This window comes from Streptomyces sp. RLA012, assembly GCF_056270325.1.
In genome coordinates this window covers 9,317,440-9,342,000 of the sequence record NZ_JBWDPA010000002.1, presented here as the reverse complement: position 1 = coordinate 9,342,000, position 24,561 = coordinate 9,317,440, and the positions used below count along the sequence as shown (strand labels likewise).

Here is a 24,561-nt window from a genome sequence, read left to right as displayed (position 1 = left end):
GCCTCAGTGCCAGGGTTCGGATACTGAGCGCAGTGTGGCCGCGGTCGCCACGGCGGCGGTCACCGCCTCGTGTCCCTTGTCCTCGTTCGAGCCCTCGATGCCCGCGCGGTCGAGGGCCTGCTCCTCGGTGTCGCAGGTCAGTACGCCGAAGCCGATGGGGACACCGGTGTCGATGGAGACCTGGGTGAGTCCCTGGGTGACGCCCTGGCACACGTACTCGAAGTGCGGGGTGCCGCCGCGGATGACGACGCCGAGCGCGACGATCGCGTCGTAGCCGCGTCCCGCGAGGACCTTGGCGACGACCGGGAGCTCGAAGCTGCCCGGGACCCTGAGCAGGGTCGGCTCGTCGATCCCCAGCTCGTGCAGGGCGCGCAGCGCGCCGTCGACGAGGCCGTCCATCACCTTTTCGTGCCACTGTGCCGCGATCACCGCGACGCGCAGGTCGCCGCAGTTGCGTACGGACAGTTCAGGTGCACCCTTGCCGCTCACGTCTCTCCTCAGTGCTTTCTTGCTTGTTACTGGTTACCGCAGGCGGACACGGTGGCCGTGTCCAGCCAGGGCAGGTCGTGTCCCATCCGGTCCCGCTTGGTGCGCAGGTAGCGGAGGTTGTGCTCGCCCGCCTGGACGGGCATCGGCTCGCGCCGGGTGACCTCAAGGCCGTGCCGGACGAGCGCGTCGGTCTTGTCGGGGTTGTTGGTCATCAGGCGCAGGCTGTGGACGCCGAGGTCCTCCAGGATCTGCGCGCTCGCGCCGTAGTCCCGGGCGTCGGCGGGCAGGCCGAGTTCCAGGTTGGCGTCGAGGGTGTCGCGGCCGCGCTCCTGGAGCTCGTACGCGCGCAGCTTGGACAGCAGGCCGATGCCGCGTCCCTCGTGACCGCGCAGATAGACCACGATGCCCCGGCCCTCGGTCTGGATGCGCTCCATGGAGGTCTGGAGCTGGGGGCCGCAGTCGCAGCGCAGCGAGTGGAAGATGTCGCCGGTCAGGCATTCGGAGTGGACGCGGACGAGGACGTCCTCGCCGTCGCCGATCTCGCCGTGCACCAGCGCGACGTGCTCGACGCCGTCGACGGTCGAGCGGTAGCCGTACGCCGTGAACTCGCCGAAGGCGGTGGGCAGTTGGGTCTTGGCCTCGCGGCGGACGGTGGGTTCGGTGGTACGGCGGTAGGCGATCAGGTCCTCGATGGAGATGATCGTCAGGCCGTGCTTGCGGGCGAAGGGGATGAGCTCGGGCAGGCGGAGCATGCGTCCGTCCTCCCCGGCGATCTCGACGATCGCGCCGGCCGGGCGCAGCCCCGCGAGCCGGGCGAGGTCGACGGCGGCCTCGGTGTGGCCGTTGCGGACGAGGACGCCGCCGGGCCTGGCGCGCAGCGGGAAGACGTGGCCGGGGCGCACGAAGTCGCCCGCCCCCGCCTCGCCGCCGGCCAGCAGCCGCAGCGTGGTGGCCCGGTCGGCCGCCGAGATGCCGGTGCTCACACCGTGCGCGGCGGAGGCGTCCACCGACACGGTGAACGCGGTCTTCATCGACTCGGTGTTGTCCTCGACCATCTGCGGGAGCCGGAGGCGGTCGAGTTCGTCGCCCTCCATGGGCGCGCAGATCAGCCCGCGGCACTCGCTCATCATGAAGGCGATGATCTCGGGGGTCGCCTTCTCGGCGGCGATGACGAGGTCGCCCTCGTTCTCCCGGTCCTCGTCGTCGACGACCACGATCGGACGGCCCGCCGCGATGTCGGAGATGGCCCTCTCGACCGGGTCGAGCGCGAAGTCCGAAGCGTCTTGATCGTGTCCGGTGCTGTACCAGACGGGTGCCATGGTCATGCGGGGACTCCTTCCAGGACGGGCTGCCCGGCCTTGCGGGAGCGCAGCCACCAGTCGCGCATGCCCGACAGGACGAGCGCGCCGTAGACGACGTAGACAAAACCGGAGAAGGCGTAGCCGTTGGCGAAGTTGAGGGGGACGCCCACCGCGTCGACCAGCAGCCAGGCGAACCAGAACTCGACCATGCCGCGGGCCTGCGCGTACATGGCGACGATCGTTCCGACGAAGATGTACGCGTCCGGCCAGGGGTCCCAGGACAGGGTCGGGTACGCGTGGAACAGAGCGCCGACCGCGAGGGTCCCGACGGCCGCGGCGCCCACCATGTACGCACGCTCGCGCCAGGTGGCGAACCGTACGGTGACGGAGCCGTCGCCGCCCTCCGCCCTGCCGCGGTTCCACTGCCACCAGCCCCACAGGGCGACGACGATGACCACGACCTGCTTGCCGGCGCTGCCGGTGAGGTGGCCCACGAAGGCGCTGAAGAGGATGACGCCGGACAGGAGCTGCACGGGCCAGCTCCATAGGGAGCGCAGCCAGCCCAGCGCGAGGGCGATCAGACCGATCGTGTTGCCGATCATGTCCGACCACATGATGTGCTGTCCGAAGAGCGTGAACGCCTCGGAGTTCAGCCAGTTCACTGCGCGCTCCCCCGGGTGTCGGGCAGCGCGACCGGCTGCTCGCCACGGGAGCCGAGCAGCCGCTCGACGTACTTGGCGATGACGTCGACCTCTAGGTTGACCGGGTCGCCGGGCTGCTTGCGGCCGAGCGTGGTCAGGTCGAGGGTGGTGGGGATGAGGCTGACGGTGAAGAAGTCGGGGCCCGCGTCGACCACCGTCAGGCTGATGCCGTCGACGGTGATGGAACCCTTCTCGACCACATAGCGGGAGAGGTCCGCGGGGAGCGAGATCTTGACGATCTCCCAGTTCTCGGACGGCTTGCGCTCGATGACCGTGCCCGTGCCGTCGACATGGCCCTGGACGATGTGCCCGCCGAGGCGCTCGCCCACGGCCATCGGGCGTTCCAGGTTGACGCGGGAGCCGACGGACAGGGCACCGAGGCTGGAGCGGTCCAGGGTCTCGGCCATGACATCGGCGGTGAATTCGTCGCCCTCGTGTTCGACGACCGTGAGACAGACACCGTTCACGGCGATGGAGTCACCGTGCTGTGCGCCCTGCGTGACGACGGGGCCGCGCAGACGGAAACGTGAGGCGTCGTCGAGCATCTCGACGGCGGTGACCTCACCCAGCTCTTCGACGATTCCGGTGAACACTTCCCGGGTCCTCCTGCCTCATGGGGCACGGACTCCGGGGCCTGTCGATGACGACAGAATGAGCGGACTGCGACACCGGGAGCGACAGCCGCATGGGACATGCCCCGAAGGACACGTCGAAACAAACGGCAGCGCGCACGAATGCCCGCCCGCCGCGCACTGCCTCCCATCCGGACTTTAACCGTCGGTCCAGGAATTCCACCTGGTCAACCGGCCGCTGGAAGCGACCGGGTCGCGGACTATAACCGCCGGTTCGGACTTTCACCGACCCCGGAGTGCGCTGCTTCTGGTACAGCATCAGTGTGCCACGCCTGATCCACGTCCACGCAAGGGATCGCCTGTGGATTGCCTCACAGGTCGTCCGGACGGACTTCCATGGACATTCGACGGGCTTCTACGGGCTTTTGCGGGCCTCCACGAGCCTCTACGGGCCGCTACGGAGATACGCGACTGGCCAACTCCCTTGAGATCTCTCACACTTGGCGGTGATCCACATATTGATCGACACCCGTTGACGCTCTGGTCTAGTCCTCTTAAAGTCGGCGATCAATGGTTTGTTGAAGCCGAAGTGACCTACTCGCCCCCCTGAGCGACCCGGCGGCGGTGACGGTGGCCCTTGCCCCGCCGCCGGGTCTCACTTCTCAGAGGTCGGCTCTTCGCCGGCGGGCCGTCCGGCGTTTCAGGACCGGGGGCGGGGTGCGAACAGGTCGTTCTGGGCGCCGTCACGGGCCGTCAGGAGCGCGCCGCGCAGCACCGCGCCCCCGCCCAGCTCACTCGCCCGCACCTCCACCGGCAGCGGCGACATCCGCACAAGCCGCCGCGCGACCCTCGCGGCGAGCACCTCCCCGCCCGCCTGCCCCACCTCCCCGCCGAGCACCACGCACCCGGGGTCGAGCACGGCCACGACGGACGCCGCGCCGATGGCGAGGCGGTCGGCGAGGGCCGAGAGAAAGCGGTCGGCACCGGAGGCCGACCCGGTCGCCACCGCCGCACGCACCAGCGCCGCCGCCCGCGGCTCGCCGGGCGACTCCGGCGCCACCAGCCCGTGACCCGCCGCGAGTTCCGTGATCGCGGCGGACCCGGCCAGGGAGTGGAAGCCCCCCTCACAGTCCGTCGCGGAGGGCAGCGTCGACGTACCCGGCACCGGCAGGAAGCCGATCTCACCCGTGCCGCCGGAGGCACCGCGGCGGAGTCGGCCGTCCAGGACGACGGCCGCGCCGGTGCCGTGGCCGAGCCAGAGCAGGACGAACGTGTCACGGTCGCGGGCGGCGCCCTCGCGCTGTTCGACGAGGGCGGCGAGGTTCGTCTCGTTCTCGACGATGACGCGGGCGGGCAGCCGTTCCTGGAGGGCGGCGACCAGCCGGCGGTGCCACTCGGGCAGGCCGGAGGAGTCACGGAGTTCGCCGGTGGCGGGATCGATGAGGCCGGGGGCCCCGATGCCGACCGTGTGCAGGCGCTCCGCTCCCGCCTCCTTGGCCGCGCGTTCCACCAGCGTGACCGCCTGCTCGACGGCGGGGCCGGTGCCGGTGTCGTCGGCGATGGGCACGGAGGCCCGCGCCAACTCCGTACCGAGGAGGTCGGAGACGACGACCGAGACGCCCTCGGTGCGGACGTCCAGGGCGGCGAGATGGGCGCGGTCGGCGACGATCCCGTAGAGGCGGGCGTTCGGGCCTCGGCGCTGCTCCCCGGACTCCCCCACCACCCTGATCAGCCCGGCCGCCGTGAGGCGTTCGACCAGGTCGGCGACGGTGGGCCGGGACAGTCCCGTGAGCTGCTTCAACTGCCCGGCCGTCAAAGGGCCTTCCTGCTGGAGCAGGCGCAGGGCGAGGCGGTCGTTGATGGCCCGGGCGGTGCTCGGTGATGCGGGCATGCCGGGATCCTCCCAGATCAGCGGGGTCCATCGGCGCGGGCCCCCGGATGTACGGCCCCGGCCGCGGGCGGCCGGTATCTCGCCTATCTATCAGGCAGGGTTCCTGATAGTTTACGCCCGCAGCGCGGGGGACAGCGGCCGGAGGGGCGGGAAAATGAGTGACGTGGTCCACGACCTGGGTGAGGCGAAGCGGGCGCGGTACGCCGTGGCCGCCGTCTTCGCGGTGCACGGCGCGGTGACGGGCTCGTTCGCGACCCGTGTCCCGTGGATCCAGGACCACGCCTCCGTGAGCACGGGCCAGCTCGGGCTGGCCCTCGCGTTCCCGGCGATCGGCGCCTCCGTCGCGATGCCGCTGGCGGGCCGGATCAGCCACCGCTTCGGTGCCCGCACCGCGCTGCGCGGACTGATGTCCCTGTGGACGCTGTCGCTGATCCTCCCGTCGCTCGCGCCGAACCTGTACACGCTGTGCCCGGCCCTCTTCGTCTACGGCGCGTCGGCGGGCATGGCGGACGTGGCGATGAACGCGCTCGGCGTCGAGATAGAGAACCGCCTCGGCAAGTCGATCATGTCGGGGCTGCACGGCATGTGGAGCGCGGGCGCCCTGGTCGGCTCGGCGGGGGGCACGCTCGCCGCGCACCTCGGCTCGGACGCGCGCCTGCACCATGCGCTGGCGGCCGTGGTACTCACCGCCCTGGGCCTCATCGCCTGCCGGTGGGTCCTGGACCTGCGGCCGACCGAGGACGAGGCCCCGCCGCCGCGCTTCGCACTGCCGCCCAAGTCCGCCCTGCTCATCGGCGCGGTCGGGTTCTGCGCGGTGTTCGCGGAGGGCGCGAGCCTGGACTGGTCGGCGGTCTATCTGAAGGACGAGCTGGGCACCTCGGCCGGTCTGGCGGCGGCGTCGACGACCGGCTTCATGCTGACCATGGCGCTGGCCCGGATCGTGGGCGACGCGGTGGTCAATCGGTTCGGCGCGGTGCGCACGGTGCGGGCCGGCGGCGGGCTTGCCGTGCTCGGCGGGCTGCTCGTCGTCGTCGCGAACCACCCTGCCGTGGCGATGGGCGGCTTCGCCCTGATGGGTCTCGGTATCGCGGTCGTCGTACCGCTCTGCTTCGCGGCGGCGGGCCACAGCGGACGCAACCCCAGCCAGGCCATCGCGGGTGTCGCCACCATCACGTACACCTCGGGCCTGGTGGCACCGAGCGCGATCGGCACGCTGGCCCAGGCGACGAGCCTGATGGTGTCGTTCGGGCTGGTCACCGTGCTGGCGTGCGGCCTCGCCGTGTTCGCGGGGGTGCTGCGCGCGGGCGAGCGCGACCGGCCGAAGCTCAGTCCCGCGAGCGCAGCAGTTCCCGACCCACGGCCCTGAAGCGGTCGCTCCACGGTGTCGGGCGCAGCGTGGCGGCGTCGAGCCGGACGAGGACCCGCGTGCCGTGCGCGTAGGTGAGGGCGCCATCGGCCGAGCAGAAGCGGAATCCGTACGTCAGTCCGGTGTTCCCCAGGCGCTCCAGCCAGAGGTGGACGGCGTACTCGCCGGGGCGGTTGATCGGGGCCTCGTAGCTGATCCGCAGTTCCTTGACGGCGTTGCAGAAGTCGCCCGCCGCCTCCCAGTCGCCCTCGTAGGCCAGGAAGCCCTGGTCGTTCCAGAGAGCCGTCCAGGCGCGTTCGACCATGACCGGGTAGCGGGCGTTGTGGAGCAGGCCGAGTGCGTCCAGGTCGTCGAAGTGGACGGTGACGGGGAGGAGCCGCCCGTAGGAGAGGGCGGGTGCGGCGGGGGCTTCGGCGGTCACGGGCGGGGCTCCTGAGGGTGCCGGTGGGGACGGTGGGACACCCCCATCCTAAGCGGTCGCTCAGGAGCCCCTGATCAGGGAGTTCGTACGCGCTCGGTCAGCCGGCGATCGAGTCCAGCTGTTCGGCGGTGGGTCGCAGTGCCCACAGGTCACCGCCGGGCGGTGCCTCCAGCTCGGGCACCGCGGCCCGCGCCGCCCGGTCCCCCGCGTCGGCCGCCGCGTGCACGACGTCGCTCGCCGCGTAGCGGTGGAACTCCAGCTCCGGATAGGGCCACGGCGCGGCCCCCGTGGCCGCGGGCAGCAGATAGTCGACCGCCTTCGCCAGGGTCTGGCCGTCCGGCCCCGCGTACGACCACAGGTTCACGCCGACGTGCCGGCCGATGGCCGCGAGGCGGGTGTAGGCGACCAGGTCGAAGGTCGAGTAGTGCCAGCTGCGGGTGCGGGTGAGCTCCTGCGGCTGGCTGCCGTCGGCGGCCACCTGCGGGTCGATCCGCCTGTGCTCGGCCCCGAGGACGGTCCGGCGGGCGAGGCCCGTGTCGCCGGTCGCGTAGGCCAGGGCGGCGAGCTGCATGTCGTAGAAGGTGCCGTGGTTGTTCTGGGCGGCACCCTCCTCGCCGCCGAAGGCGCTGTTCTCCAGCCAGTCGCGGAAGTCGGTGTTCCAGGCGCGCATGGCGGTGCGGTCGCTCTTGGACCAGCCGGGGGCGCCCGTCTCCAGGATCGCGATCGCGTCCAGGACGCTGGTGTAGGACTGCGAGAAGTCGATGATGCCGATGGCCCGGCCGTCGTACTTGCACGGGATGAACTGCCCGTGGTCCAGGTTCGGGTTCATCCGGGTGGCCGGGGCGAGGAACCAGGTGCGCAGGACGGTGGCGGCCTTCTCGGCGTACTGCTTCCTGCCGGTGTAGTACCAGGCGAGCGCGAGGTCGTACGTCGAGTCGAAGACCTTCTCGACGTCCTGGCGGTCGGTGCCGGTGTCGACCTCCGGGTTGCGCTGGCCGTCGCGCTGGACGTAGGGGCAGCCCCAGGGGTTGTCGGCGGTCTTCGGCTGGGAGGGCCACCAGTACGGGGCCTGGCTCAGGTAGTCGTGGACGTCGCCGCCGGGTGCGGGCTTCGGCTTGTCGACGACCGTCCAGGGGCCCTGGGGCAGCCAGTTGTCGGCGCGGGCCGTCAAGTCCTTGAGTGTGCGCTTCAGTTGGGGATCCCCGCGGTCGAGGCGGAGCCGGGTCTGCTGGAGCCGGGTGCCGTCGAGGACGGCGGTCCGGGGGACCTTCGGCGCCGGGTGGGCCGAGGCGGAGGGAACGACGACCGCCGCGAAGGTGGCCACGACGGCGAGGAGGACAGCCAGACGGGGTCTTGCACTCATCGAGCCTCCGAACATGAATGTGAACGCAGTTCATGAGTAAGACCGTGCGAGCGTAGGACCGCCAGGTAGCCGTGACAATGGTCCGGACGAAGTTTCACGTAGGAAGAAAGCGAAACTCACCATGGACCTCGGCGTGCGCTGGAAACTGCACGGCGACGGGCGGACGCCCGCGCCCGGAGCGGTCGTCCGACCCGATGAACGCCTCTCGTGGCCGCGCACGATCGGACTCGGCGCCCAGCACGTGGTGGCGATGTTCGGGGCGTCCTTCGTGGCGCCCGTGCTCATGGGTCTGAACCCGAACCTCGCGATCATGATGTCCGGCTTCGCGACGGTCATCTTCCTGCTCGCCACCCGCGGCCGGGTGCCCAGCTACCTCGGCTGTTCGCTCTCCTTCGTGGGTGTCGCAGCGGTGATCCGGGCGCAGGGCGGCACCAGCGCCACGGTGACGGGCGCGGTGTTCGTCGTCGGCGTCGCGCTGTTCCTGGTGGGACTGGCCGTGCAGCGGTTCGGGGCGCGGATCATCCATGCCGCGATGCCACCGATCGTCACGGGCGCGGTCGTCATGCTGATCGGCTTCAACCTGGCACCGGTGACGGCGTCCACGTACTGGCCGCAGGACCAGTGGACGGCCCTGCTCACCATGCTGCTCACCGGTCTGGCAGTCGTCTGCCTGCGCGGTTTCTGGTCACGGATCGCGATCTTCCTGGGCCTGATCTTCGGGTACGGGATCTCCTGGGTCTTCGACCGGATCTTCGGAAAGATCCACTCGGTGGACGCGAGCGGCAAACTCACCGACCACTGGCGGCTGAACCTCTCCGGCGTCGGCAAGGCGGACTGGATCGGGCTGCCGTCCTTCCACGGCCCGTCCTTCCAGTGGTCGGCGATCCTCGTCGCGCTGCCGGTCGTGATCGCGCTGGTCGCCGAGAACGCGGGGCACGTCAAGGCCGTCGGCGAGATGACCGGCGATCCGCTGGACGACAAGCTGGGCACCGCGATCTCCGCGGACGGTGTCGCCTCGATGCTCTCCACGGCGGTCGGCGGTCCGCCCAACACCACGTACTCCGAGAACATCGGCGTGATGGCCGCCACCCGCGTCTACTCCACGGCCGCCTACTGGGCCGCCGCGGGCTTCGCCCTCCTCTTCGGCCTCTGCCCCAAGTTCGGCGCGATCGTGGCCGCGATCCCGGGCGGCGTGCTCGGCGGCATCACCGTCATCCTGTACGGCATGATCGGCCTGCTCGGCGCCCAGATCTGGCTGAACGCCCGGGTCGACCTGCGCAACCCGCTGAACCTGGTGCCGGCCGCCGCGGGCATCATCATCGGCGTCGGTGGCGTCACCCTGAAGTTCACGGACAACTTCTCGCTCAGCGGCATCGCGCTCGGCACGCTCGTCGTGATCACCGGGTACCACGCGCTGCGGGCGATGGCCCCGGCCCACCTCAAGACCCAGGAGCCACTGCTGGACTCCGGCACGTCCTCTTACGACGAGGCCGACGATCAGCGCGCCAGCTCATAGGCGTACTCCGCCGAGAAGGTTCCCGGCGTGCCCTTGCAGCCGTCCGACTCCCCCGGCAGCTTCACCCACAGATAGGCGTCGATCCGTGCCTCCCCGGTGTGCAGGGTCGGCGCCCGGCCGATCTTCCGGCCCGCCGGATCGCACCACTCCCCGTCGGCCGGGGCGCCGTTGCCGTTGCGGCTGGTGTCTATGACCGCGCCCAGGCTCGCGGGACCGCCCAGCGCGGACAGTACCTGCCGGGCGTACCTGACCTCGTCGCTCGTACGGTGGAAGTTGGACACGTTGGTGAAGACGCCGTCGGAGGAGGCGGCCGAGGCGGCGCCCGCCTGTTTCAGCAGGGCGGCCTGTCTGCCGGGCGGGTTCCACGCGGAGTGGCCGGCGTCGTAGTAGACGCGGGCCCGCGGATCGGCGGCCTTGAGGACGCGGCCCGCGCGGGCCAGCGAGGCGAAGCGGGCGGCCCGGTCACGGGCGGGGAGGCAGCCGGCCTGGGCGATCGAGTCGGGCTCCAGGACGACGATCACCTCGTCGTCCCCGAGGCCCGCCGCGAAGTCGTCGATCCAGCCGTCGTACGCGGCGAGGTCGGGCGCGCCGCCCTGCGAGGCACCTCCGCAGTCGCGCTGCGGGACGGCGTACGGCACGAGGACCGGGACCCGGTCCTCGGCGGCGGCGCTCGCGGTCACCGCCGCGACCCGCGCGGTGATGGTGGCCGGAGCGAAGTCCGCGAACCAGACGGCGGCCGGGCGGTCGGCGATCCGGGACTCGATGACCGCGCGCCGGAAGTCACCGGGATGGGCGGCGACCCAGTCGAGGACCTGGGAGTCGGGGTGGCGGTAGAGCAGGGCGGGGGCGATCACGGGCGCCGGCTCCTCCCGGCTGGGGAAGGGCGTCGGGCTCGGCTTCGGGGAGGGGGCGTGCGACGACGAGAGTGGTGCGGACGAGGCCGAGGACGAGGCCGGTGCCGGTACGGGGGTCGGTACGGCGGGCCGCGGCTGGAGGCTGGGCGAGCGGGCCACCAGCGGTGTCGCCGCGGCGGAGGGGCGCCCGCCGTCGAGCGCGGACATCATCCCCGTCACCGCGCCGACCGCGACGACGACCGAGGCCGCCGCGACCATGGCGGCACGCCGGGCCGCCCGCCTGCGCTCGGCCCTGCGTGCGGCCAGGCGCTGGGCACGTAAGCCTGACACGTGGTGCTCCCCCCGGTTTTCCGCCATTTCCCGCTGTCGCCTGCCGCTCCCGGCCGGCCCCTGCCCCCGCCGTTCCAGGCCGTTCCGGGGCCGGTTCCGCGCCCCCGACACCCGCATGTTCCCCCGTTCTGGGGATGCGCCCGGCCAGGCGGCACTCCGGTCAGCCTAGGACTGGGACCCTGCCCCCATGACGCAGTTGGAACAGTTCGCCCATTCCGTGCGCGCCGTGGACACGGTCGTCTCCCGGATGCGCACGCTGGGGGCGGGCCTGCCGGAGCGGGACGGGGTCGCGGTCTTCAACCGCGTCTACCTCGCCGTCACCGAGGAGGTCGACCGACGTCTGGACGCCGGGGAGTTCCCGGACGGCGAGGCCGCGGTCACGCTGGATGTACGTTTCGCCGAGCGCTATCTGAGGGTGGCCGAGGAGGGGTCCCCGACCGCCTGCTGGCGTCCGTTGTTCCAGTTCCGGCGCCATCCCGGGGTACGCCCGCTGCAGTTCGCGCTCGCGGGTGTCAATGCGCACATCGGGCACGATCTGGCGCTCGCCGTCGTGGACGCCTGTCGTACGCTCCACTGCGAACCGGCCGACCTGGAGGACGAGTTCGACCGCGTGGGTGACCTCCTCGTCTCGCTGGAGGAGCGCGTCCGCGAAGATCTGATGCCGGGCCCCGATCTCCTCCAGATCGCCGATCCGCTCACGCATCTGCTCGGCTCGTGGAGCCTGGAGCGCGCCCGTGACGCCGCGTGGTCCGCGGCGCGGGCGCTGTGGGCCCTGCGCGGACTCCCCTGCCTCGCCCAGGAGTTCGCCGACCGGCTCGACGCCGCGGTGGGCCTGACCGGCCGGATGCTGCTCACGCCGCTGGGTGACTGATTCCGGCCCCTCCCGGCGCCCACCTCGAACTCCTTTGTGAACGTTATACGTTCGAGCTGAGAAGATCTCTCGCGAAGGAGCACACAGTATGGCGACGCGGCTCGGGCTGGGCCTTCCTCAGATGCGGCAGTACGACATCGGAAAGGACGTGCCCGACGTGGCGCGGGCCGCCGAGCGGATCGGTTACGAGAGCCTGTGGGTCTTCGAACGGGCCCTGTTTCCGGAGCCCGCCACCCAGGGCCTGTACGGCATGAGAGGCCTCCCCTGGCCCGACCAGTACCGGAGCGTGGCCGAACCGCTGGTCACCCTCACGCTGGCCGCCGCGGTCACCGAGCGGGTCCGGCTGGGCACGAGTGTGCTGATCGCGTCGCTGCACGTGCCCATCCAGCTCGCCAGGGCGCTCGCCTCGCTGGACGCGGCGAGCGGCGGCCGGGTGGTCGCGGGCCTGGGCACGGGATGGTCGTTGGACGAGCACGCGGCCGCGTCCGTCCGGCCGTTCGAACAGCGCGGGCAGATCCTCGACGAGCTGATCGAGGTGTGCCGGGCGGTGTGGGGACCGGATCCGGTGTCGTACCACGGGCGGCGCACCCGGATCACCTCGGCCGTGGTCGGCCCCAAGCCCGCCCGGCCCATCCCCATACTGCTCGCCGCGGGCACCAGGAAGGCGCAGCGCAGGCTTGTCGACCACGCCGACGGGTGGCTTCCGGTCGGCCTGGACCTCGAAGAACTCGCCGCCCAGTGGCGGCAGTTGCAGGAGCTGGCCGCCGAGCGCAGACGTCTCAAGCCGCTGCGGTCGGTGCTGCGGATCAACGCGCAGTACCAGGCCAAGGCGTACGGCGGCGCGGACCGCAATCCCTTCCAGGGCAACGCCGACCAGATCGCCGAGGACCTGGCCGTCCACTCCGAGATCGGCCTCGACGAGATTCTCCTCGATCTCCAGGGCAGTCTGCGGGACGCCGAGGAGCTCAAGGACGTGGCCGCCAAGGTGTACGAGACGGCGCGGACGGCCGGGGTCTGAAGCGGTTCAGTCCTCCGGGAGTTCCACCGGCGCGATCTCGTCGTAGACGTCGCCGGGCCCGGGGTTGGTCGGGTCGGTCGCCCCGCCCAGCTGGTGCATGACACCCCAGACCGCGTTCAGCGCGGTCTGTACGGCGCCCTCGGCCCAGCCGGCCGTCCAGGAGATGTCGTCACCGGCGAGGAAGATGCCCCGCTTGTCCTCGGGCAGCGCGTCCTGCATGAAGTGCGTGAACAGACGGCGCTGGTAGCGGTAGTGGCCCGGCAGGTTGGCCTTGAACGCGCCCATGAAGTAGGGCTCGTTCTCCCAGGAGACGGTCACCGGGCTGCCGATGATGTGCTTCCTGATGTCGACCTTCGGGTAGATCTCGCCGAGCGACTTCAGCATGACCTCCATCCGCTCGTTCGCGGACAGCGGCAGCCACTTCAGGCTGTCGTCGCACCACGTGTACGAGAGGCAGATGACGGCGGGCTTGTCCGGGCCCTCGTCCAGGAGGTAGGTGCCGCGGGTCATGCGGTCGGTGAGCGTCATCGACATGACGTCACGGCCGGTCGGATTTCCCCTGTCGTCGACGGCCTTGTCCAGCCAGAACGGCCGGTCGACGGGGACGAACAGCTTCGAGCTCTCCATGTAGTGGGTCCGCTCGATGGCGGTCCAGTGGTCGATCGGGAAGAGCGAGTCGTCACAGGCGATCTTGGAAAGCAGCATCCAGGACTGGGCGGTGAAGATCGCCGCCCTGAAGGTGCGGATGTCGCCGTTCGCGTCCGTCACCGTGATCCGGTGGCCCGCGGTGCGGTGCAGCCGGGTCACGGCCGGGCGCGGGGCGCCGTCGTGCAGCGTGGCGAGCGAGGTCCCGTACGCCCAGTGCACGATCTTCTCCGGCTCGCGCTCCCACAGGCGCAGCGGGAGCTGCTGGGAGCCGCCGACGATGCCGCGGTGGTGGTCGTCGGCCTCGGTGTAGACGACCCGCAGGATCTCCAGGATCGAGTTCGGGAAGTCCGTGTCCCAGCCGCCCGTGCCGAAGCCGACCTGGCCGAAGATCTCGCGGTGCCGGAAGGACTTGAAGGAGTCCGAGTCGCAGAGGAATCCGTAGAAGGTCTGGTTGTCGAGCTTCTCGACGAGCTTCGCCCAGATCTCGCGGATGCGCGGCACATCGCGCTCCCGCATGGCCTGGTTCATGTCGGAGAAGTCGGCGCCCTCTTCGAGGCAGGCGTTCCAGGCGTTCATCACGTCGCGGTAGACCTGCGGCAGGTCGTCGACGGTGGTCGCGTAGTGCGACTCGCCCTTGAGGTCGACGACCGTGGAGGGCGTGGACTCGGCGAGGGGGTTGGGGAACGGCCGGGTCTCCAGGCCCACCAGGTCGATGTAGTGCTGGAGGGCGGTGGAGGAGGGCGGGAAGCGCATGGCGCCCATCTCGGCGGTGAGGGAGGGGTCGCACCCCTCGAAGCCCACGGTCCGCAGGCGCCCGCCGATCTCGTCGGCCTCGTACACGACGGGCTTGAGGCCCATCTTCATCAGCTCGTACGCGGCCACGATGCCGGACAGGCCACCGCCGATGACGGCGACCTCGGTGCCGTGCTCGGTCGCGGGTATCTGGCCGAGGCCCGCCGGATGGGCGAGGAAGTCGTCGTACGCGTACGGGAAGTCCGGGCCGAACATGGTGATCGGCGGCTGCTGCGCGTCGGCGTGCTGGACGGCGGTGGGCACCGTGGACGTCATGGGGTACGGACTCCTTGCGGGAACGCTGGTGAGGGGAGGCGCCGGGGGCGGCCGGGTGTCAGACGAGCGACCCGTAGAGGCCGGGGCGGCGGTCCTTCAGATACGGGTTCGCCTCGCGCGAGGCCGCGAGGAAGTCGGGGTCGGCGTCGGCGAGGACGAGTTCCTCGCCGCGTCCGGCCCGGGTGCGGGCGATCCCGTCGGGGCCGGCCAGCGTGGACAGTCCGACGAACTCGAACTCACCCTCCGGGCCGACCCGGTTGACGTAGGCGACGTACATCTGGTTCTCGAAGGCGCGCACCGGGACGACGGACTCGGCGACGAACTGGAAGGGGTGCATCTGCGCGGTCGGCACGACGAGGAGGTCGGTGCCGGCCAGGGCGTGCGCGCGGACGTTCTCCGGGAACTCGACGTCGTAGCAGATCATGAGGCCGACACGGAGGCCGTTCAGCTCGGCCTGGACGACGGGCTGCTCGCCGGGCGTGAAGTGGTCGCGCTCGAAGCAGCCGAAGAGGTGGGTCTTGCGGTAGTTCGCGAGCCGGGTGCCGTCGGCGGAGATGAGCTGCGCGGAGTTGTAGACCGTCTCGCCCTCGCGCTCGGGGTAGCCGTAGACGACGGCGACGCCGTGGCGGCCGGCGATCTCGGCGATCGCGTCGGCGGAGTCCCCGTCGGCGGGCTCGGCGAGGCGGGCGATGTCGTCGCCGATCGCGTACCCGGTGAGGAACATCTCCGGCGCGGCCACGAGCCCGGCGCCGCCGGCCGCGGCGCGGCCCGCGGCCTCGTCGAGGACCTTCAGGTTCTCGACGACCGAGCCGGGGCGGCCGGAGCTCTGGAGCAGGGCTGTGCGCATGCGTGATCCTCACCGGTACGGAGGGGGTTTCGGGGGCCGTTTAGACGGTACGGGCGGGGGGCTCGGGGGGACAAGGCGGAGCCGTTGCGTGCCGGTGGCCGAATCGTTGCGTGCGACCGGCCTTGGGCGGTGATTCGTTGCGCGTCCTCGGGCGGCGCCCGGAACCCCCTGAGGCGCAGGTCACAGCCGCCGTGACGAGCCGTCCCGGCCTCCTGGCCCGGGTCCGGTTCTCACAGCTCGCGCAGTCGCCGCACGATCTCGCGCAGCAGCTCCGGGTCGGCCGCCGGGCCGCCGCCCGCGGCCGGCCGCGGCGGTGCGTCGATGCGCACCAGACCGGCCTCGGCCAGGTCGCCCAGCAGCACGCGTACGACGGTCAGGGGCAGGTCGGCATCGGCGGCGAGCTCGACGACCGGGCGGGGACCGTGGCGCACCAGGGCCAGCAGGGCGGCACGGGCGTGGTCGACACCTGGCCGGCCCTCTTCCGTCGTCAGGGCGGTGACCCGCGACATCAGATCGATCGTGTGCCGGTCCGAGGGCCGGGTCCGGCCCCGCGTCACGGTGTAGGGCCGCACCATCGACCCGGTCTCGTCCTCGTACCAGTGGTCGTCGGTCACTGCCGGGTCAGGGGCCCGCGGGGTCCGCGGCGGACCGTACGGCGGCGGTCATGTGGCGGCCGACGCGGCGGACGAGCAGCGCCATCTCGTGGGCGAGCTGTCCGACGTCCGTCTGCACCTCGCTCAGGACGGCCAGCCGGCTGCCGTCGCCCGCCGGGGTGATGAACAGGTAGGCGTCGTCGAGCATCACCATGGTCTGGCGCACCTCCCCCGCCTCGAAGCGTTCGCCTGCCGAGCGGGCCAGGCTGTGGAAGCCGGAGCAGACGGCGGCGAGGTGCTCGATGTCCCGTCTGCGCATCCCGACCGAGCAGCTCAGCGGGAGGCCGTCGGCGGTGAGGAGGACGGCCTGCCTGACATGGTCGGTCCGTGCCACGAGGTCGTCGAGCAGCCAGCCGAGATCCGTGCCGGGTGCTTCGGGGGCGGTGGCCGGGGGCTCGGAGTGCTCGGGGGTCTGGTCACGGAGCATCGTCGGCGTCCGTCCCTTCCTCGGTGTCGGTTCGCTGCGCGGGGCCGGATCCGGTGGACAGTCCCTTGCGTCCGCGATCGAGGCCGCGCTGGAAGGCGCCGAAGACCGCGCGGACCTCCTCGGGGGTGACCTCGCGCTCCGGCGTGTGGTCGGCGGGCGGGCCCTCGGTGCGCAGTTCGGGGGCGAGGGAGGTCTGCCGGACGCGGGTGGGCAGGGCGGGCGGGCTGCTGGCGGGAGCGCTTTCCGGTACGCGGTCCACGTGCCGCTCCCGCGCCTCCCGCTGTTTCTGCAGCACCGCGGTACCCGTCCGGGCGGTCCGAGAGGTACGGGAGGTACGGGAGGTACGGGAGGTACGGGAGGTACGGGAGGTACGGGCGGTACGGGCGGGCAGGTCCCGCCGGTCCGTGTCCGTCACCGCTTCCGGCCGCCCGGGTTCGACCGGCGCGAGGACCGCCTCCGGCAGCAGCACCACCGCCGTCGTCCCGCCGTACGGCGACCGGCACAGCGTGACCTCGATGCCGTGCCGTGCGGCGAGCCGTCCCACCACGTACAGCCCGAGCCGGTCGTGCCGGGTCGGGTCGAAGTCGTCCGGCGTGCCGAGGGTGCGGTGGGCCTCCTCGATCTGTTCGGGTTCGAGACCGAGGCCCCGGTCGTCGATCTCCAGGACGAACCCGCCCCCGGCCCGGCCGGTGCGCAGGGTGACCTGGCTCCCGGGCGGCGAGAACACGGTGGCGTTCTCGACGAGTTCGGCGATCAGATGGACGACGTCGGCGACGGCGTCCGCCGCGACGCCCACCTCCGGCATCGGCGGGACCACGACACGCGCGTACTCCTCGATCTCGCCCACCGCGGAGGACACCACGCGGGCGATCGGCACGGGCCGCCGCCATCTGCGGCCGGGCGCGGAGCCGGAGAGGATGATCAGGCTCTCCGCGTGGCGTCGCATCCGGGTGGTGAGGTGATCGATCCGGAACAGGTCGTCCAGGACGTCCGGGTCGTCGGTGCGCCGCTCCAGGGTGTCGACGAGTTTGAGCTGGCGGTGGACGAGGGCCTGGTTGCGGCGGGCGATGTTGAGGAGTACCGCGAACAGCCCGCGGCGCAGGGTGGCCTGTGTGACGGCGGCCTCGACGGCCGCGAGGCGGGCGGTGTTGAAGGACCGGCCGACCTGGCCGATCTCGTCGGCCCCCGCCTCCCCGTCGGCCAGGGGCGGTGCCTCGGTGGCGGCGTCCACGTCCTCGCCCGCGCTCAACCTGCGCATCACATCGGGCAGTTGGTGGGTGGTCAGGAGGTCGGCGGCGTCCCGCAGCGTCTCCAGGCGGCGCGAGACGCGCCGGGCGCCGCGTACGGCGAACCACAGGGACAGCCCCACGGCGGCGAGTCCGAGCACACCGACGATCGCGGCCCTGGCCAGCTCCTGGTAGGCGAACGTCCGTCCGCGTTCGGCGGAGTTGACGGCCGACCGCGTGCACAGCTCCATGTACCGCTTGACGGCCCGGTCGGTGGTGGTCCGCCAGGAGCCCGCCACGACGGCCTCGCCCGCACCCCGCGCGCCCGCCCGCAGCAGGGCGTCCTCGCCCCGCGTCAACTCCCGGTGCAGCGAGCCGCGCCGGAACGTCTCGAAGAGCGCGCGCGAGTCGGCGGGCAGGTCGGGCACATAGGTCCGCTCGAAGACCCGGCGGTCCTCGATCGTGGCGGTGAGCGTGTCGTACTGGCGGTCGGTGAGCGATCCGGCGGCCCGTGCCCCGGCGACGAGGGCGTCCTCGCGCGACACGAACTCCCGCACCCGCACCAGCTCGATGACGACCTGGGCCTCGCGCGCCAGCTGTCCGGCCTGCAGCGCGGTGAGCGCGGACTGGACGTCGAAGCCCGGCTCGACGAGGGCGCCGTACTCGGTGACGGCCCGGTCCCAGGAGATGCCGCGGGACAGCACACGCCCCCGCAGCCCCTCCAGTCCGTCGAACGAGCGCAGCACGGCGTCGAGCGTCTGCCGCTGTCTGCCGGAGAGCCGGCCGCGGTCCCCGTCCCGGATCGCGGTCCGCATGGCGGTCACGGCGCGGTCGGTGCGGCGCTGCTGCTCCATCAGGTCGAGGGCCGCCGCCGTACGGTGGTCCGCGCCCAGGTACGCGGCCGCGAGCCGCCGTTCGATCTGGATCTGGCCGATCGCCGTGTCGACCGGCGTGCCGAAGGCGTCGTACACCCCCTGGACCCGGACGAGCGCGCGCAGTTCGCCGGTGACGGACACCATGGCGAAGGCCCACAGCGCCATGAGGGCGAGCACCGGGGCGAGTGCGAGCGCGACGATGCGCGTACGGACCGTGGTGGGACGGCCGAAGGGCCTGCGCATGGACTCCCCAGAACGGCAGGACGGTCGGGTTGGCCGGGCTACGGTTGGTTACCCATCGGTGTTACTCGTTGGTGCTACTCATTGGTGCTACTCGTTGGTAGAGAGTGCGGGTCAACTTACGGGACGGCACACCGGGGCCGCAATGGCTTCCTGGACCGACTCCCGGTTCGACGCCCGGTCCCACCCCGGTCGCCGCCGGCACCCGGCCGTGCTCGGTCAGTCGGTGAAGTCCGCGCGGGGCACGGCGAAGGTGGTGACGACGGCGGCGTGGTCCGACGGCCAGTCGTTGCCGGCGACATCGGGCCAGGACCGCGGGCTGCCGCTGACGAGCGCCCGGGAGTCGAGCACCGTCAGCCCCCGGTGCAGCACGAAGTCGATCCGGTCCTGCGGCTCGGGCCGCCCGCTGCCGTCCTCGTGCTCCGGGTGGATCGGCGACCAGGTGTGCCCGGGCTCCCGCACGGGGTCGGGGTGGGCCTCGCGGTAGGAGTCGCGCAGTCCCGCCGCCTCGGCGGCCTTCGTCACGGGCCACTCGACGTCCGGCCAGTCCAGGTGCGAGGGGGTGTTGAAGTCGCCGACGAGGACGACGGGGACGGTGGTGTCGGCGGTGGACTCGGCGATCCGCCGCAGGATCTCCCTCATCTGCTCCAGCCGGACGCCCTCGTGGGCGATCAGTTCGGCCGCCGGGAGCCCGTCGAAGCGGGCCTCGTACGGGCCGTACGGCGTGTAGTCGAGGTGGGCGCTCCAGAGGTCCACCTCCTGGCCGCCCGCCAGCCGGACGCGCACTCCGGTGCCGCCGTAGAAGCCGACGTCCAGGTCGCCGTGGCGGGCGGTGATCGGGTACCTGCTGATGATGCCGAGGTTCTCGCCGGCCCGGTGGTGGTGCCAGCCGAGGGCCGCGGCCAGCTCCTGAGCCGAGGTGCCGTACGTCTCCTGGAGGCCGACCACGTCCGCGCCGCTCGCCGCGATGACCTTGAGCTGCTTCTCGCGGTGGTCGTCGACCTTCGTACCGCCGTACCAGAGGTTCCAGCTCATCACCCGCAGCTCACGGGGCGCGACCATGGCGCGCAGCCGGGCCGGGGTCACCTCCTCCAGGCTGGTCAGGACGGTGCGTCCGGGGACGGAGGCGATCGGCGCGAGCGAGGGCACGGCCAGCACGACGCACCCGGCGGCCTCGGCGGACGCCACGCCCGTCTCGGTGTCCTCCACGGCCACACACGCGGCCGGGTCGACGCCGAGGGCGCGGCAGGCGGCGAGGTAGGGATCGGGGGCGGGCTTGGTGCGTTCGGTGTCGTCGGCGGTGACGGAGACCGCGAAGTGCTCGGCGCCGAGGGCTTCCAGGACGGTGTCGGCGACGGCGCGCGGCGACGCGGTCACCAGGGCGGTGGGGACGCCCGCGCGGACCAGTTCCCCGAGGAGCCGCAGGGCCCCCGGGCGGGGCACGATGCCCGTGCGGACGCGGTCCGCGAACTCCCGGTGCAGCTGGGCGGCGATCTCCGCCGCCCCGGCGCCCGTGCTCGCGTCCAGCCAGGCGGCGGTGTACTCGACGGGCCGGCCGAGCACCTCCGGCTGGTCGGCCCCGGTCACCCGGCGCCCGAGCCCGTCGGCCACCTGCTCCACCGCCTCCCACCACAGTCGCTCGGTGTCCACGAGCGTGCCGTCCATGTCGAACAGGACGGCCTGGAGCGGGAGGTGGGGGGAGGTGGTGCGGAGGGTCACGGTGCTCTCTTTCATTCGGCGGGCATTCAGAGCGGGCATTCGGTGGGGGCATTCGGTGCGGGGGTTCCGGGTCGCTGCGCGTGCCCCGGGCTACCGGGTGCGCTCGGCGACCAGCACCGGGCGTTCCGGCAGGCTCACCGTCACGGCGGCGCCCGAGCCGAGCGCGGCGGCCTCGTGGGTGGGCAGGTCGGCCTTCACCTCGGTGGTGTCCGCGAGCCGGACGGTGACGCGGGTGACGGCCCCGAGGAAGGCGGTGGCGACGACACGGGCGCTGCCGGCGTCGTCCGCGCGCACCCGCACCGCCTCGGGCCGTACCAGCACCTCCACCTCCGTCGCGGCGGGCGCGTCCCCGTCGACCGGCAGCCGCTGCCCGAGCACCTCGACCACGCCGGAGTCCAGTCTCCCCGGAATCCGGCTCATCGTGCCCACGAACTCGGCGACGAACGCGGTCGCGGGCCGCCCGTACAGCTCGGCGGGCGCGGCACACTGTTCGAGCCGCCCGGCCCGCATCACGGCGACGCGGTCGGCCATCGACAGCGCCTCCTCCTGATCATGCGTCACGAACAGTGTGGTGATGCCGAGTTCCTGCTGGAGGCGGCGGATCTCCTCGCGGAGCGTGAGCCGCACCTTGGCGTCGAGGGCGGAGAGAGGTTCGTCGAGCAGCAGCACCCGCGGACGCAGGGCGAGCGCACGGGCCAGCGCGATGCGCTGCTGCTGACCGCCGGAGAGCTGGTGCGGGAAGCGCTCACCCTTGTCGGCGAGCCCCACGAGATCGAGCAACTCGGCGGCGCGGGACCGCCGTTCGGCCGTACGCACCTTGCGCATCCGCAGTCCGAACGCCACGTTGTCGAGGGCGCTGAGGTGCGGGAAGAGGCTGTACGACTGGAAGACCATCCCGGCGTCGCGGCGATGGGCCGGAACCCGGGTGACGTCCTCGCCGTCGACCAGCACCGCGCCGGAGTCGGGGTGTTCGAACCCGGCGAGCATCCGCAGCGCGGTGGTCTTGCCGCAGCCGGACGGGCCGAGCAGGGCGAGGAGTTCACCGGGCCGGACGGTCAGGTCGAGGCCGTCGAGGGCGACGGTCTGGCCGAACTCCCGGCGCAGTCCGCGGAATTCTACGGTGGCGGCCTTGGCGTCGGCGGCCTTCTCAAGCGTGGTGGCAGTCATGGTTCATCCCCGGGAGGCCGAAGCGGAAGCGGAACGGGAGCGCCCGCCGAGCCCGGCGAGCGAGAGCAGCAGGGCCCAGGTGACGAGCAGGCTGAGCACGGAGACGGCGACGGAGAGCTGGGCCTGCGAGCCGCCGACGCTGTAGATCCACACGGCGAAGGGCTGGAAGCCGAGCAGCTGGGCGACGGTGAACTCGCCGAGCACCAGGGCCAGCGTGAGGAAGGAGGCATTGAGCAGCGCCCCGCGCAGATTGGGCAGCACGACCCGCACCAGCGCCTGCGGCCAGTTCGCCCCGCAGCTGCGCGCGGCCTCGACGAGGGTGCGTACGTCGACGGCGCGCAGCCCGGCGTCCAGGGCCCGGTACACGAACGGCAACGCCATCACGACGTACGCGAGGACGAGGACGACGGGGAAGTCGGGGTTCTGCAGGGCCACGAACGTCTCGAACAGCGGGGTGCGGGAGAGGTGTTCGGGGCCCCACTTGAGGACCGTGGCGATCCCGGCGACGAACGCGATCGGCGGGACGACCAGCGGCAGCGAGCAGATCACCTCGACGACGGGCCGCAGCTTCGGCGCGCCGAGCCGCAGCGCGACCATCGCGGGCACCATCAGCAGCAGCACCACGGCGATGGTGGCGGCGGCCAGTTCCAGCGAGAGCAGCAGGCTGGAGACGAAGCCGTCGGCGGAGACGATCTGGCTGTACGCGTCGAAGGTGATCCCCTGGTTCGGCACGTCGACCGTGAAGATCACGGACGCGGCCAGCGGGACCAGGAAGTAGAGCCCGGCGCCGACGAGGACGACCCCGCGCCAGGGACGTACGCGTGCCGTCTTGTTCAGGCTTCCAGCCATCGCGCGCTCCGTCGTTGCAGGGGCAGATACACGGCCATGACCAGGCCCGCGACAAGGACCATGTCGAGGCTGAGGGCGAGCGCCACGTTCTCCTGGCCGACCAGGACGTTGCCGGAGATGGCGTCGGCGATCTGCAGGGTGACCAGCGGGACCGCGCTGCCCACCATGGCGGCGGCGGTGGCGTACGCGGCGAAGGCGCTCCCGAAGAGCAGGACCAGGCCGCCGAGGAGTGAGGGCGCGAGGACGGGCAGTGCCACGTGCCGCCAGTACTGGACGGAGGTGGCCCCGTTGTTCTGCGCGGCCTCGCGCCACTGGGAGCGCAGGCCGTCGAGGGCGGGGGTGATGGTGAGGACCATCAGCGGGATCAGGAAGTACAGGTAGACGATGACCAGGCCCCAGAAGCTGTAGAGGTTCCAGCCCTTGTCGGTCAGGCCCAGGTGCCGGGTCAGGACACCCGCGTTGCCGAGCGTGGCGACGAACGCGAAGGCCAGCGGGACGCCGCCGAAGTTGGCGAGGACACCGGACGCGGTGAGGACCGCCTCGCGCAGCGCGCGGAAGCGGGAGGTCACCACGGCCTGCGCCAGCAGCAGTCCAAGGACGGTGGCCACGGCCGCGGAGACGGCGGACAGCTTCACGCTGCCGATCAGGGCGGTGAAGTAGGCGCCCTGGAGCGAGGCGGTCAGATTGGCCGTGGTGTACGAGGTGGCGCCGGTGGTCTGGTCCTTGACCGTGAAGGCGCCGTTCAGCATGGCCAGGGCGGGGATCCCGAAGGCGATCGCGACGAAGACGAGCAGCGGGAGGACGGCGAGCCGGCCGGGGGCGCGGCGCCGCCGCCGCTGGGGAGCGGCGGCGGGCACCACGTCGGCCTCGGCCTCGGTGAGGGCGGTGGTCATCCGGAGACGGCCTTGCCCCAGCCCTGCGCGAGGACCGTCTTGGCCTTGGCCTGCTGGGCCTCGGTCGGGAAGCTGGGCGTGCCGGAGACCTCGGGGAGCTTGGCGGCGGCGGTCTTGTCGAGGGTGCCGGCCGTCTCCATGGCGGTCATCAGGGCCGGGCGGGCGTAGCCCTTGAGCCAGAGGTTCTGGCCCTCGGCGCTGTAGAGGTACTCCTGCCACAGGCGGGCGGCCGCCGGGTGCGGGGCGTCCTTGTTGACGGCCTGGGAGTAGTACTGGGAGAACTTGCCGTCCGAGGGGACCGTGACCGTCCAGTCGACGCCCTTGGACTTGAACTCGTCGGCGTAACCGGCGTTCAGGTAGTCCCAGTCGATGCTGATCGGGGTCTCGCCCTTCTCGACGGTGGCCGGGGTCGACTCGACGGGCGTGTAGTTGCCGTTCTTCTTCAGCGTGGCGAAGAAGTCCAGGCCGGGCTGGATGTCGTCGAAGGAACCGCCATTGGCGAGTGAGGCCGCGTAGACGCCGCCGAAGGCCGAACCGGACTTGGTGGGGTTGCCGTTGAGGGCGACCTTCCCCTTGTACTCCGGCTTGAGCAGGTCCTTGAAGGTCTTCGGGCACTCCTTGACCTTCTTGGCGTCGCAGCCGATGGAGATGTAGCCGCCGTAGTCGTTGAACCAGCGGCCCTGCGCGTCCTTCTGGCCCTCGGGGATGTCGGCGAAGGCGGTCACCTTGTACGGCGCGAGCAGCCCCTGCTGGGCGGCGCTGAGCGCGAACGAGCTGCCCAGGTCGAGGACGTCCGGGGCACGGTCCTGCCCCTTCCTCGACGTCACGGCGTTGATCTCGTCCTGGCTGGAGCCGTCCGGGTTCTCCACGTCGATCTTGATGCCGTACTTCTTCGTGAAGCCGTCGATCAGGGCGCCGTAGTTGGCCCAGTCGCGGGGCAGGGCGATCGCGTGCAGCGCGCCCTCCTTCTTGGCGGCCTTCACCAGGGCGTCGAGGCCGCCGAAGTCCGCGGCGGAGGTCGCGGTGGCCGCGCTCTTGCCGTCGGCGGTGGTCGCCTTGTCGTCGGGGGCCGCGCCACAGGCGCTGAGGGCGAGGGCGGCGGCGACGGCGATGCCGCCGGTGAGGACGGCGGTCCTCGGCAGGAACACGGTCACGGTCTCTCCAGGAGTACGCACGAGGGTTCGGGTAATGCGGAGAACTTGTCTGAACAAGTTGGCCCCAGTAGGCCCGCCGTCGGTGTCGTGTTCGTAAACACC

Annotated in this window: 22 protein-coding genes and 1 riboswitch; of the genes, 4 read left to right on the top strand and 18 right to left on the bottom strand. The window is 71.7% G+C overall.

Going from position 1 to position 24,561, the window contains the following annotated elements:
- Positions 1-3: 3 nt before the first annotated feature.
- From ribH to RV986_RS42515, 5 genes are all read right to left on the bottom strand, one after another.
- Positions 4-489: a 6,7-dimethyl-8-ribityllumazine synthase gene (gene ribH / locus RV986_RS42535; RefSeq protein WP_095855828.1), complete on the bottom strand. Its 486-nt coding sequence runs from the start codon at positions 487-489 to the stop codon at positions 4-6.
- A 26-nt stretch (positions 490-515) separates the two neighbouring features.
- Entirely contained in the window at positions 516-1,814 is a 1,299-nt protein-coding gene (locus RV986_RS42530; protein ID WP_475922492.1) for a bifunctional 3,4-dihydroxy-2-butanone-4-phosphate synthase/GTP cyclohydrolase II, read from the bottom strand.
- The gene (locus RV986_RS42525; protein ID WP_475922491.1) at positions 1,811-2,452 is read right to left on the bottom strand and encodes a nicotinamide mononucleotide transporter family protein; all 642 of its coding nucleotides are present in this window, start codon (positions 2,450-2,452) and stop codon (positions 1,811-1,813) included. Before RV986_RS42525 ends, RV986_RS42530 begins: the two co-directional genes overlap by 4 nt.
- Positions 2,449-3,084 (bottom strand): riboflavin synthase, encoded by a 636-nt coding sequence (locus RV986_RS42520; protein WP_475922490.1) that lies wholly within the window; start codon positions 3,082-3,084, stop codon positions 2,449-2,451. The genes RV986_RS42525 and RV986_RS42520 overlap by 4 nt, the downstream gene beginning before the upstream one ends.
- A gap of 152 nt (positions 3,085-3,236) precedes the next feature.
- A riboswitch (FMN riboswitch) is annotated at positions 3,237-3,367 on the bottom strand.
- Positions 3,368-3,763: 396 nt separating this feature from the next.
- The gene (locus RV986_RS42515) at positions 3,764-4,954 is read right to left on the bottom strand and encodes an ROK family transcriptional regulator (protein WP_475922489.1); all 1,191 of its coding nucleotides are present in this window, start codon (positions 4,952-4,954) and stop codon (positions 3,764-3,766) included.
- Between the two features lie 154 nt (positions 4,955-5,108).
- Between RV986_RS42515 and RV986_RS42510 the strand changes: the two genes are divergently transcribed.
- Positions 5,109-6,320: an MFS transporter gene (locus RV986_RS42510; RefSeq protein ID WP_475922488.1), complete on the top strand. Its 1,212-nt coding sequence runs from the start codon at positions 5,109-5,111 to the stop codon at positions 6,318-6,320.
- On the opposite strand, the gene RV986_RS42505 is transcribed toward RV986_RS42510, so the two are convergent.
- Positions 6,280-6,741, bottom strand: coding sequence for an acyl-CoA thioesterase (locus tag RV986_RS42505; protein ID WP_475922487.1), 462 nt, complete (start codon positions 6,739-6,741; stop codon positions 6,280-6,282). The genes RV986_RS42510 and RV986_RS42505 overlap by 41 nt on opposite strands.
- Before the next feature lie 97 nt (positions 6,742-6,838).
- Positions 6,839-8,104 (bottom strand): alginate lyase family protein, encoded by a 1,266-nt coding sequence (locus RV986_RS42500; protein WP_475922486.1) that lies wholly within the window; start codon positions 8,102-8,104, stop codon positions 6,839-6,841.
- Positions 8,105-8,225: 121 nt separating this feature from the next.
- Here RV986_RS42500 and RV986_RS42495 point away from each other — a divergent pair, with 121 nt between their 5' ends.
- A complete protein-coding gene (locus RV986_RS42495) occupies positions 8,226-9,620 on the top strand; it encodes a uracil-xanthine permease family protein (RefSeq protein ID WP_388523113.1) in 1,395 nt (464 codons plus the stop codon).
- Here RV986_RS42495 and RV986_RS42490 read toward each other — a convergent pair.
- Positions 9,602-10,732, bottom strand: coding sequence for a glycoside hydrolase family 6 protein (locus tag RV986_RS42490; protein ID WP_475924638.1), 1,131 nt, complete (start codon positions 10,730-10,732; stop codon positions 9,602-9,604). The two genes, RV986_RS42495 and RV986_RS42490, sit on opposite strands and share 19 nt — an antisense overlap.
- Before the next feature lie 259 nt (positions 10,733-10,991).
- On the opposite strand from RV986_RS42490, the gene RV986_RS42485 reads away from it, so the two are divergent.
- Positions 10,992-11,675 (top strand): DUF5995 family protein, encoded by a 684-nt coding sequence (locus RV986_RS42485; RefSeq protein WP_475922485.1) that lies wholly within the window; start codon positions 10,992-10,994, stop codon positions 11,673-11,675.
- A gap of 88 nt (positions 11,676-11,763) precedes the next feature.
- A complete protein-coding gene (locus RV986_RS42480) occupies positions 11,764-12,693 on the top strand; it encodes an LLM class F420-dependent oxidoreductase (protein ID WP_475922484.1) in 930 nt (309 codons plus the stop codon).
- A gap of 6 nt (positions 12,694-12,699) precedes the next feature.
- Here the strand turns inward: RV986_RS42480 and RV986_RS42475 are convergent, their stop codons facing one another.
- The 10 genes from RV986_RS42475 to RV986_RS42430 form a co-directional block, all read right to left on the bottom strand.
- Positions 12,700-14,409, bottom strand: a complete 1,710-nt coding sequence (locus RV986_RS42475) for a flavin monoamine oxidase family protein (RefSeq protein WP_475922483.1) — start codon at positions 14,407-14,409, stop codon at positions 12,700-12,702.
- Positions 14,410-14,467: 58 nt separating this feature from the next.
- On the bottom strand, positions 14,468-15,256 hold the full coding sequence (locus tag RV986_RS42470; protein ID WP_475922482.1) for a carbon-nitrogen hydrolase family protein: 789 nt from the start codon (positions 15,254-15,256) through the stop codon (positions 14,468-14,470).
- 230 nt (positions 15,257-15,486) lie between these two features.
- A complete protein-coding gene (locus RV986_RS42465; protein ID WP_475922481.1) occupies positions 15,487-15,870 on the bottom strand; it encodes a DUF742 domain-containing protein in 384 nt (127 codons plus the stop codon).
- A 7-nt stretch (positions 15,871-15,877) separates the two neighbouring features.
- On the bottom strand, positions 15,878-16,336 hold the full coding sequence (locus RV986_RS42460) for a roadblock/LC7 domain-containing protein (RefSeq protein WP_475922480.1): 459 nt from the start codon (positions 16,334-16,336) through the stop codon (positions 15,878-15,880).
- Complete coding sequence (locus RV986_RS42455) at positions 16,326-18,680, bottom strand: sensor histidine kinase (RefSeq protein ID WP_475922479.1); 2,355 nt, start codon at positions 18,678-18,680, stop codon at positions 16,326-16,328. The genes RV986_RS42460 and RV986_RS42455 overlap by 11 nt, the downstream gene beginning before the upstream one ends.
- A 216-nt stretch (positions 18,681-18,896) precedes the next feature.
- Positions 18,897-20,411, bottom strand: coding sequence for an HAD-IA family hydrolase (locus RV986_RS42450; protein WP_475922478.1), 1,515 nt, complete (start codon positions 20,409-20,411; stop codon positions 18,897-18,899).
- A 75-nt stretch (positions 20,412-20,486) separates the two neighbouring features.
- A complete protein-coding gene (locus RV986_RS42445) occupies positions 20,487-21,563 on the bottom strand; it encodes an ABC transporter ATP-binding protein (RefSeq protein ID WP_475922477.1) in 1,077 nt (358 codons plus the stop codon).
- Between the two features lie 3 nt (positions 21,564-21,566).
- Positions 21,567-22,412 carry an ABC transporter permease gene (locus RV986_RS42440; RefSeq protein ID WP_475922476.1) on the bottom strand — a complete coding sequence of 282 codons (846 nt, stop codon included), beginning with the start codon at positions 22,410-22,412 and terminating at the stop codon, positions 21,567-21,569.
- Entirely contained in the window at positions 22,397-23,305 is a 909-nt protein-coding gene (locus RV986_RS42435; RefSeq protein ID WP_475922475.1) for an ABC transporter permease, read from the bottom strand. Before RV986_RS42435 ends, RV986_RS42440 begins: the two co-directional genes overlap by 16 nt.
- Positions 23,302-24,459, bottom strand: coding sequence for an ABC transporter substrate-binding protein (locus tag RV986_RS42430; protein WP_475924637.1), 1,158 nt, complete (start codon positions 24,457-24,459; stop codon positions 23,302-23,304). The genes RV986_RS42435 and RV986_RS42430 overlap by 4 nt, the downstream gene beginning before the upstream one ends.
- Positions 24,460-24,561 lie beyond the last annotated feature (102 nt).

Excerpts from the sequence above, each read along its gene's own strand:
- RV986_RS42530 (WP_475922492.1), bottom strand. The coding sequence starts at position 1,814 with ATGACCATGGCACCCGTCTGGTACAGCACCGGACACGATCAAGACGCT.
- RV986_RS42515 (WP_475922489.1), bottom strand. The coding sequence starts at position 4,954 with ATGCCCGCATCACCGAGCACCGCCCGGGCCATCAACGACCGCCTCGCC.
- RV986_RS42510 (WP_475922488.1), top strand. The coding sequence starts at position 5,109 with ATGAGTGACGTGGTCCACGACCTGGGTGAGGCGAAGCGGGCGCGGTAC.
- RV986_RS42500 (WP_475922486.1), bottom strand. The coding sequence starts at position 8,104 with ATGAGTGCAAGACCCCGTCTGGCTGTCCTCCTCGCCGTCGTGGCCACC.
- RV986_RS42495 (WP_388523113.1), top strand. The coding sequence starts at position 8,226 with ATGGACCTCGGCGTGCGCTGGAAACTGCACGGCGACGGGCGGACGCCC.
- RV986_RS42490 (WP_475924638.1), bottom strand. The coding sequence starts at position 10,732 with ATGGTCGCGGCGGCCTCGGTCGTCGTCGCGGTCGGCGCGGTGACGGGG.
- RV986_RS42485 (WP_475922485.1), top strand. The coding sequence starts at position 10,992 with ATGACGCAGTTGGAACAGTTCGCCCATTCCGTGCGCGCCGTGGACACG.
- RV986_RS42480 (WP_475922484.1), top strand. The coding sequence starts at position 11,764 with ATGGCGACGCGGCTCGGGCTGGGCCTTCCTCAGATGCGGCAGTACGAC.
- RV986_RS42475 (WP_475922483.1), bottom strand. The coding sequence starts at position 14,409 with ATGACGTCCACGGTGCCCACCGCCGTCCAGCACGCCGACGCGCAGCAG.
- RV986_RS42470 (WP_475922482.1), bottom strand. The coding sequence starts at position 15,256 with ATGCGCACAGCCCTGCTCCAGAGCTCCGGCCGCCCCGGCTCGGTCGTC.
- RV986_RS42460 (WP_475922480.1), bottom strand. The coding sequence starts at position 16,336 with ATGCTCCGTGACCAGACCCCCGAGCACTCCGAGCCCCCGGCCACCGCC.
- RV986_RS42455 (WP_475922479.1), bottom strand. The coding sequence starts at position 18,680 with ATGCGCAGGCCCTTCGGCCGTCCCACCACGGTCCGTACGCGCATCGTC.
- RV986_RS42450 (WP_475922478.1), bottom strand. The coding sequence starts at position 20,411 with ATGAAAGAGAGCACCGTGACCCTCCGCACCACCTCCCCCCACCTCCCG.
- RV986_RS42445 (WP_475922477.1), bottom strand. The coding sequence starts at position 21,563 with ATGACTGCCACCACGCTTGAGAAGGCCGCCGACGCCAAGGCCGCCACC.
- RV986_RS42440 (WP_475922476.1), bottom strand. The coding sequence starts at position 22,412 with ATGGCTGGAAGCCTGAACAAGACGGCACGCGTACGTCCCTGGCGCGGG.
- RV986_RS42435 (WP_475922475.1), bottom strand. The coding sequence starts at position 23,305 with ATGACCACCGCCCTCACCGAGGCCGAGGCCGACGTGGTGCCCGCCGCC.